Genomic DNA, 8559 nt, shown 5'->3' with positions numbered 1-8559 from the left:
TGCCGCTTTTTCTTTGCGTTCTTCGGAAAGCTTATCCTTCAGGTTTTCCTCACGCTTATCATCGAACACGATGGCGGCATTATCAAGGAATTCCTTCTTCCAATTACGAAGGAGATTCGGTTGAATGTTATTCTCGGTTGCAAGGGTATTGAGCTCCTTTTCACCTTTTAACAGCTCAATCACGAGATTAGATTTGAATTTGGCACTAAAATTTCTTCGTTGTCTGGACATGGTAATGAATCCTTTCTTGGTTCTCTTTTTAGTATATCAGATTCATTAATATCCGTCTGAAAAAATGTCTTAATTTATGAGACCATTATAACCTTGCTCTCGTCGTCCCTTCGGTCCTATACAGCAAGACTACTGACTCGACATGGCTCGACCGTATGTTTTTAATTACAACAATAACACATTTTCAACCTATTGGTTCGGTAGATACAGTCCACAGTTTTTACCTGTTCGATAGATGCAGTCAACCCCAATATGTCCGTTTGGTAGAACGGTTAACGGTGAAAGGTTATTTTACAAATACCTTTACCATTAGTGCGTATAATCAATAATCTTTATTATTTTTCCAACCTTCTTTTCAATTGCAGCCCTCATCTGTTGTGCGTACGGGCATGCGAATCCAATAGGATTTCCTTTTGTTATACATGAAGCCAAAACAATAGTATCTGCACCTCGTTTTACCATTTCAGCCGCTCTGGTTACTGCCTTTTTCCCAGGACAACCGCCACAAGTGTTCACTCCAGTAACTTCTATTTCCTCTTCTGATACCTTCAAATGCGCATTTCTTCTCTTTCATCACTTTAAAATCAGTTGTTCCGGGGCACATATCCTCAGTTTGCATACATCTAATTAATCCAACTTTCATTAATAAACCTCCAATTCTATATGTACGGTAGTAAAAAATAGTACTTGCACTAATTACACCGTGCAAGCACTATTTCACAATACAAATGTGCTATTCTATTCGCCGCATTCATCATGATGCTGATGTTCATGACAAACGGAACCAGTCGATTTTAAGGAACCCTGCAGGTACGCTTCTACCGCATCCTTAGCGTTACCTTTTGCTCCGACAATAACCTCGATGTTCCTTTCATTAAATATCTCGACTGCACCTCCGCCCATACCACCGCTGATAATGACATTTACACCACGATCGGCAAGAAAATTAGGCAAGAATCCAGGTCTATGTCCAGGGTTAGCAATGGTTTCGCTTTTGAGAATTTGATTGTTTTCGGTGTCAAAAATCATAAACCCTTCGCAATGTCCAAAGTGCTCGGTCACCATTCCGTTTTCGCTTGCTACTGCAATTTTCATCATTTAATTTTCCTCCATTTTTTCTAATATTTTTGCAATCGGCTCAAGCCAATTGCCATCGAAAAGCTCTATCATACCCTTGTCACATGCAGCTGAAATTTTCGGGTCAATAGGTAATTTAGCAAGAACCTTTAAATTATGTTTATCAGCAACTTCTTCAATATGGCTTTCGCCAAATATCTGATAGTCCTTGCCGTTATCAGGGCATTTAAAATAGGACATGTTTTCTACCAGACCGATAATAGGGATATTCATCATCTCAGCCATCTTAACAGCTTTTGAAACAATCATGGATACCAGCTCCTGCGGTGAGGTCACAACGATAATCCCATCAACAGCAATAGACTGAAACACCGTAAGGGGAACATCTCCGGTGCCCGGTGGCATATCGATGAACATAAAATCCACATCACTCCAGATAACATCTGTCCAAAACTGCTTGACGGTACCTGCAATGATTGGCCCTCTCCAGACAACCGGATCAGTGTCATTTTCTAAAAGTAAATTAACAGACATAATATCAATCCCAGTCTTTGTCTTAACAGGGAATAAGCCAAACTCACTACCTTTGGCTTTTTCCTTGATACCAAAGGCTTTTGGGATAGAAGGCCCTGTAACATCCGCATCCAGAATAGCTGTATGATAACCCATTCTGTTCATGGTGACTGCAAGCATAGAGGTAACAAGTGATTTGCCGACTCCTCCTTTGCCACTGACAATACCAATGACCTTTTTTACACTGCTCATCTCGTGCAGTTTTTCGGAGAAGTCCGTTTTTTGTTCTTTTCTTTCTGCACAGTCCTCCGAACAACTGCTGCAGCTTTGATTGCAATTTTCGCTCATATTCTTGCTCCTTTTATTTAGATTGTAATTTTACTGCCTGCTGACAGGTAATCGATGCTATCCCCCATACCAGCTTTCAGCCTTTTATAAGGTTCGATGCCTGTGCAATGGCAGGTATAAAACTTTGCTTTTGTACTCAAGAGGTACTTGACAATCCTATCTGTCATTTCAGAGTCTTCATTGCCACCAGAGCGGCTGGAAAGGTGAAATCCGCCTATCACATAGTCAGGCATTCGTCCTTTGAGCGTGTGAAAATGCTCAAGTATATTTATGATGCCATTATGAGCGCAGCCTGTTACTAATAGGGTTTTCCCGTCTTCCTCTATAACGAGGTTCTGTTCATGTGCAAAGATATCATCTGTCGTTTGCCCATTATACTCAGTGAGCAATCCACGGTTTGATTTTGGACGCGGCTTTCTTTGGGTAATATTAGAGAATACTTGGATTCCACTGTTAATAAAGAAACGGTCTGAGGTGAGGACAATTTGTTTGTTTTGTTTCAGGTTTTCATCAAGACCTATAAAATCCAATTCATCGTTTGGACGGATCGCATAGTGCTTTTCAAAAGCGAGTCGATGTAAAAATACCTCAGCTTTTGTGTTTTCGTGCAGAAAACTTTTTAGCCCACCGCCATGATCATAGTGTCCATGCGAAATAACAAGAAAGTCAACATCAGCAATACTCACATCAAGCTTTTTTGCATTTTGAAGAAACAGCTCGCTTGCACCAACATCAAACAATATTTTATATTTCTTTGTTTCTATATACAGGCTAAGGCCGTACTCACTGCCAAAGTCTTTTGATATCGAGGTGTTTTCAACCAAAGTTTTAACAAGCATGACTTTAGCCACCACCTTTTTCAAAGAGCAGATTCATTGTTTTGTGATAAACCTCTTTAACCGCCGTCCCCGATGTGCAGTCGATGTCTACAATGGTTTGACCATTATTTATAGCTTTAACCGCACCTAAGTCAAAGGGTATCCTGCCAATAAAGGGCAGCCCTTGTTTTTTACAAAACTCTTCAATCTTCTCTGTGTTCTCAATGTTGGTATCGTATTTGTTGATACATACCGCTGTCTTTGTCCCGAATTTCGCTGCTGTTTTTATAACGCGCTCCATATCGCTGATACCTGATATGGAAGGCTCTGCGACTATCAAAACCATATCCACACCGCTAAGTGATGCGATGACAGGACAGCCTATTCCAGGAGATCCATCAATAATGGCCAGCTCAGTATCAACTGTTGCCGCCTTCATTTGTTTTTTTACCTCAGTGACAAGCATTCCGGAGGTACCACTGCCCATTTTTAGTTGCGCTGTTGAAAATACTTTTTCCTTATCATAATACAGCATCAATTCTCCGGCCACAGCAGGTTTCAAAGTTATCGCTTCCGCGGGGCAAACATATTCGCAAACGCCACAGCCTTCACATGCAAAAGGATCCACTTTATATTTTTCATCTATTGAAATAGCATCAAACCGACAGTTTTGCCTACACTGATCGCATTGGATACATAATTCTGAATATATTTCTGCTTTTGGCAATCCATAATAGTCTGTTTTTTCCGGTTCAACATTCCAGCCGGTAATGAGGTGTAGGTTAGGTGCATCTACATCACAATCCGCATAAGCCTTAGCGTTTGCAAGCTTGATAAAAGCACTGGCTATAGTAGTTTTCCCAGTGCCGCCTTTACCGCTAAGGATTAGTAGTTGTTTCATGCTGCACCTCCTTTGTCACCTTGTTAAGCAGAGAAGAAAACAGTTCTCGGTACTTTTCATTTCTATTAACAGCAATTTCCGCATTCGAGTTCAAGGTTCCAAGTTCATTGTCAAATGGAATCCGCCCTAATATCTTTATATTATTTTCAAAACAAAACTTCTCTGCTGGGTTTTCTTCATCCAAGCATTTGTTAAGAACCACCCCAAATGGCTTATTAAATAACTTGACCAGATCGTATACCATATTAAGGTTATGCACACCAAACAATGTCGGCTCAGCTACCAATATACAATAGTCCGCATCTTTGATGCTCTCCATCACGATACAAGCGCTTCCTGGAGGACAGTCGATAAATGTCTGCTTATTTACTTCCGAGTTTTCCTCAAGCAGCTTTTTTATAATAGGAATACCCGTAGCTTCACCGGTGTTCAATATTCCTGTCCATACCGCCACTTCGCCGGAAACCCCTTTTTGCACTTTGCCAATAACCTTTGCTTTCTCTGTTAGTGCCCTTTCAGGACAAACCAAGATACAGCCACCGCAGGAGTGGCACACATCGTCAAAGACAATCAGTTTGTTTTTAATATAGGCAAGGGCATTGAATTTGCAAAAATCAACGCATTTACGGCATCCATTGCATAGTTCATTATCCACTTTTGGAATCTTTACTGATATTTTTTCCACCTGAACCCATTCAGGCTTAAAAAACAGATGTCCATTCGGCTCTTCTACATCACAGTCTATATATGTGGATGCTTTCGCTGCCGCAGCTAAATTTACCGATACCAGCGTTTTACCTGTGCCGCCCTTGCCGCTTAGCACGGCAATCCTCATTTTAATTTCCTCCGTGCCCGTGAAATCCGGCATGAAAATCGCTTAGCAAATTAAGTTGTTCGCCTATAAACGCATCAATGTTTTCCTGTGCTGTTCCGGATATTGATTTGTAAACCAAAACCTCTGCGCCACTTAAAACTTTTTCAGGGTTTTCACCGCAGCGTGGAGTCAGTAACGCCTTAACTCCATGATCTGCAATTACTTGCGCTGCTCTGATTCCTGCTCCGCCCTGGCTGGCAACAGCGGTATTATCAAGATAATAGCTTTCCTTTGTCACAGTATTATAGAAAAGGAAATATGGGGCACGCCCAAAAGATACACATACATTAGATTTTAAACTTTTTTCATCTACCGGAATTGCTATTTTCATAAGAATTCTCCGTTCTTTTAATTTTAAATAGTTGTTGATTGCATTGTGCAATGCACTTGCTCCTAAGTTTGAGCAATGAACCTTATTTTCAGGAAGTCCATCTAAAGCCTGGATAATATCTTCTTCCGTAATATTCAATGCTTCCTCTAAGGTTTTACCCTTTGCTAATACCGACGTCATACTGGATGTTGCAATTGAAGCACAACACCCAAACACAAGATAGCTGATTTCCTCTACACGATTATCTTTTACCTTTAAATAAACGGTCAGATAATCTCCGCAGGAAGGATCCCCGTAGCTTCCTTCAGCATCTGCATCCGGCATACTATGGGCATTTTGTGGGCACATAAAATGTTCAATTACTTTTTCTGAATATATAATCAACCACCTTAATCCGTATCATCTGTAAAACATCTACCACGCCTATGCCTGTGACAACCACGGCCACAACCATTCCCTAACCCTTCACAAAGCCGGTATTCACCGCCCTCAATCAGTAACACCTTTCCATTTACTAATGATTCAGCCAGCTTTTTTCTGGCTTCGATATAAATGCCTTGAACGGTGCTACGAGCAATATTCATTTGCATGGCGCACTCTTCTTGAGTGAAGCCTTCCAAATCGATAAGCCTTATGGTTTCATACTCGTCTACAGTCATGTTTACATGGTTTTCTGCATCGGCAGGTGAATCAAGAGGCCCAAATCTATTGCTTTCAGGCAAACAGCAAACTTTTCTCCACTTCATCGGTCTCGCCATAATTCATCACCTCCATCCTAATCAGAAATAACCAGAGCGTCCTCCGGTTATCCCTGATGCCCATTATAGGTTCTCCAATTGCTTATCAATAACTTCGAGTCGATCTTGCAACATGGTTTTCTGTTCATTCAGCAGCTCTTTTTGTGTTTTTGAGAAGATCTGGTTAATCGCAGAACCTCTACCAAAACCGCGACCGAAACCGCGCCTACAAGCAAGTCCAAGGCCTAATCCCATCCCGATACCAGCTCCATACTTTACTGTATTAGCACCTGTGCAAAGCCCTAATCCTCTTCCAGTCATTGAACCAGCACCCATCGGGCCAGTTCCATCTCTTCTTGGCATGCTTTTCACCTCCTTATGGTTTATGACATATGCCATCTATTCTTATTATACTACTTTTATGGCATATGTCAATAACCTTTGAGTAATTTCATAAAAAATTTAAAAAAACCGTCAATCAAGGAAATTCCTCAAGTGACGGTCATCATTATTGCCGATATAGGTTTTCTAATTGCTTTATCTTATTTTGTTGGGGCTGGTGCTTTTACAACAATCAATTCCAACGTTTCATCATTAAAATTTTTAACGTTCATCTTTGTGTTTACAGGTATTTTCAGTAAAGTACCATTGGAATACTTATGAATTTCCTGGTCATTAAGGCCAATAGAAAGTGTACCTCTTACTACCGTCATATAAACATTAGAATTTGAAAAATGCTCTGGCAACCCTTCATCTTTGTTAAAAACCATGTGTAGATAATGAAGGTTCTCATCATAAATAACTTTTTCTACTGTTTTCTCATTGCCAGTTGATATTTTATATACTTGCTCAATCATTTTATCATCCTCCTAGTATTTAAATTATATCATAAATTTAATATTATTATGTAACTTAGTCACAATACAAAACAATCATATCTATTATATCTATTTTGAGTAGTGAATAGCATCCTTCGGGCACACCTGCTGACAATTAGTACATTGCAAACATATTGAAGTTTCAATTTCAGCCTTTTTATCTGTTGATTTAACCTCTATTGCTTCGGAAGGACAAACTTTCTCACAAAGCTTGCACCCAATACAACTTTCTTTATTTACCTTTTCTGAAAACTTAGCAAATCTTCCAAAAACTTTTTGTAGCGGCCCAAACGGACAAATGAGATTATGAAATACTGCCGGCTTATATCTAAGTGTTATAAGCACCGAAACAGCTAACCAAATGAGTAGGATGGGAATATTTTTATGTAACAATTTTTGTGCAAGCAACATTATTGCTACGCTACCCACCAATGCGAACCATGCAAATTTTCCAGAGCCAAGCCACTTGGGATACTTATCCGTCTGTAGCTTTAGCTTTTTTGAAAGCCTTTCTGTTGGAATCATCAACGTATTCATCGGACAAACATAACCACAATATACTCTGCCAAATAGCAATGCTACTAAGAGACTTACCGCATATAATGCAAGCCAAAGCATCATTTTACCGTTAAGTAATAAAAATATGAATAGTGCAAAAAATAAAATACGTATTGCATTAATAATAAATTTCATAATATTCCCCCATCATTTATTGAATTTTTAATATTATAGCGCTATAATATTAAAAAAGGTGTTACCTTGGTAACACATAGGAGATTCTATATGACTAAGAATATTAATTTAATCAAAAGTACTACATTGATAAAATCTTTATCAGATGATGATATACTTACTAACCTCAAAAATGGAAAGTTTAAAGTCACGTCTTATAAGAAAAGTAGCGTTGTTCATTTTGATGGAGAAACATGCATTAAATTAGAAATAATCTTATCTGGCAAGGTTGTTGTAGATCGCATTGACGAATCTGGAAATATGCTTACAATCTCAGCGTTTTACAAAGATGATATTTTAGGCGGAAACTTATTATTTTCAAAAAGCCCTTATTATCCTATGACTGTATCAACACAATTGCCCACGGATATATTGGAAATTGATAGAGAAGCATTGTTTGAATTGTTTTGTAATAATGCTATCTTTTTACGAACTTACTTGGAACTTACTTCCGACCGTGCATTCATTCTTGGAGATAAGATAAAGCATTATATCAATAAAACAATACGCGAAAGCATTATGAACTATCTCAATTACGAAAGTAAAAAACAAAATTCTAACCACATCAAATTAAATATAACCAAAAAAGCGCTTGCTGAAAGAATCGGAGTTCAACGTACATCTTTATCTCGTGAGTTGGCAAAAATGAGGAAAGATGGGCTTATACTATTCGATACAGATTCGATTACTCTTTTGAAATAATGTAAACCTTATTGCTATTCCAGAGAAAACCGCCAACCAAGACGATGATTTATCTCCTGATTGACGGTCCGTCTTTAAGTGGAGTGTTATCATAAAAGTACAGTCAAAACGACAAGGAAATGATAAAATAAAGAAAACAGAGAGGACTGTACACCCAAATGGCAAAAAAATACACACCCGAATTCAGAGCAGAGGCTGTCAAGCTATCTCAAGAAATTGGCGCACGGCCAGCATCTGAACGCCTCAACATCAATCTTGATACAATGTATACCTGGATTAGCAAGGCGAAGCATCATCAAAGCGAAGTTGATGCCTTAATCCAGAAAAAAGGTGGTACGGTCGCCCTGGCCGATGAAAACAATCAACTAAGGCGTAGACTTCGGGAACGTGAAGAAGAAATCGAAATCCTTCAGGATG

At 39.1% G+C, this 8559-nt stretch carries 13 protein-coding genes and 2 pseudogenes; 2 read left to right on the top strand and 13 right to left on the bottom strand.

Translation table 11 applies throughout. The annotated features are described in order from the left end of the window. The 13 genes and pseudogenes from BLW33_RS13585 to BLW33_RS13525 form a co-directional block, all read right to left on the bottom strand. Positions 1–231, bottom strand: a 231-nt coding sequence (locus BLW33_RS13585; protein WP_143032662.1) for a transposase, incomplete at its 3' end; no start/stop codon positions are given. A gap of 309 nt (positions 232–540) precedes the next feature. Further along, positions 541–874 (bottom strand): annotated as a pseudogene (locus tag BLW33_RS13580) (CGGC domain-containing protein). Between the two features lie 95 nt (positions 875–969). Then, a complete protein-coding gene (locus BLW33_RS13575; protein WP_070110035.1) occupies positions 970–1329 on the bottom strand; it encodes a NifB/NifX family molybdenum-iron cluster-binding protein in 360 nt (119 codons plus the stop codon). Then, the gene (locus tag BLW33_RS13570; protein WP_090309931.1) at positions 1330–2169 is read right to left on the bottom strand and encodes an Mrp/NBP35 family ATP-binding protein; all 840 of its coding nucleotides are present in this window, start codon (positions 2167–2169) and stop codon (positions 1330–1332) included. A gap of 17 nt (positions 2170–2186) precedes the next feature. Next, positions 2187–3008 (bottom strand): MBL fold metallo-hydrolase, encoded by an 822-nt coding sequence (locus BLW33_RS13565; protein ID WP_090309934.1) that lies wholly within the window; start codon positions 3006–3008, stop codon positions 2187–2189. A 4-nt stretch (positions 3009–3012) separates the two neighbouring features. Further along, positions 3013–3888: an ATP-binding protein gene (locus BLW33_RS13560; protein WP_090309929.1), complete on the bottom strand. Its 876-nt coding sequence runs from the start codon at positions 3886–3888 to the stop codon at positions 3013–3015. Next, complete coding sequence (locus BLW33_RS13555; RefSeq protein WP_090309927.1) at positions 3866–4723, bottom strand: nucleotide-binding protein; 858 nt, start codon at positions 4721–4723, stop codon at positions 3866–3868. Before BLW33_RS13555 ends, BLW33_RS13560 begins: the two co-directional genes overlap by 23 nt. A gap of 1 nt (position 4724) precedes the next feature. Further along, on the bottom strand, positions 4725–5093 hold the full coding sequence (locus BLW33_RS13550; RefSeq protein ID WP_090309937.1) for a NifB/NifX family molybdenum-iron cluster-binding protein: 369 nt from the start codon (positions 5091–5093) through the stop codon (positions 4725–4727). A gap of 27 nt (positions 5094–5120) precedes the next feature. Then, positions 5121–5441, bottom strand: a pseudogene (locus tag BLW33_RS13545) (iron-sulfur cluster assembly scaffold protein); the annotation flags it as partial. Positions 5442–5482: 41 nt separating this feature from the next. Further along, a complete protein-coding gene (locus BLW33_RS13540) occupies positions 5483–5851 on the bottom strand; it encodes a DUF134 domain-containing protein (protein WP_090309925.1) in 369 nt (122 codons plus the stop codon). Between the two features lie 63 nt (positions 5852–5914). Continuing rightward, the gene (locus tag BLW33_RS13535) at positions 5915–6193 is read right to left on the bottom strand and encodes a DUF5320 domain-containing protein (protein WP_090309923.1); all 279 of its coding nucleotides are present in this window, start codon (positions 6191–6193) and stop codon (positions 5915–5917) included. A gap of 179 nt (positions 6194–6372) precedes the next feature. Next, positions 6373–6687, bottom strand: coding sequence for a cupin domain-containing protein (locus BLW33_RS13530; RefSeq protein WP_090309920.1), 315 nt, complete (start codon positions 6685–6687; stop codon positions 6373–6375). Positions 6688–6777: 90 nt separating this feature from the next. Continuing rightward, positions 6778–7401 carry a 4Fe-4S binding protein gene (locus tag BLW33_RS13525; RefSeq protein WP_090309916.1) on the bottom strand — a complete coding sequence of 208 codons (624 nt, stop codon included), beginning with the start codon at positions 7399–7401 and terminating at the stop codon, positions 6778–6780. A 90-nt stretch (positions 7402–7491) separates the two neighbouring features. Between BLW33_RS13525 and BLW33_RS13520 the strand changes: the two genes are divergently transcribed. Both BLW33_RS13520 and BLW33_RS13515 read left to right on the top strand, forming a co-directional pair. Continuing rightward, positions 7492–8142, top strand: coding sequence for a Crp/Fnr family transcriptional regulator (locus BLW33_RS13520; RefSeq protein WP_090309913.1), 651 nt, complete (start codon positions 7492–7494; stop codon positions 8140–8142). 158 nt (positions 8143–8300) lie between these two features. Next, positions 8301–8559 (top strand): transposase (locus tag BLW33_RS13515; protein ID WP_143032612.1); only part of this gene is annotated, 259 nt, incomplete at its 3' end.

This window comes from Eubacterium aggregans (genome assembly GCF_900107815.1).
Lineage (GTDB): Bacteria > Bacillota > Clostridia > Eubacteriales > Eubacteriaceae > Eubacterium_O > Eubacterium_O aggregans.
The sequence above is the reverse complement of the archived record's forward strand: the minus strand, read 5'-3'. Positions and strand labels throughout refer to the sequence as shown.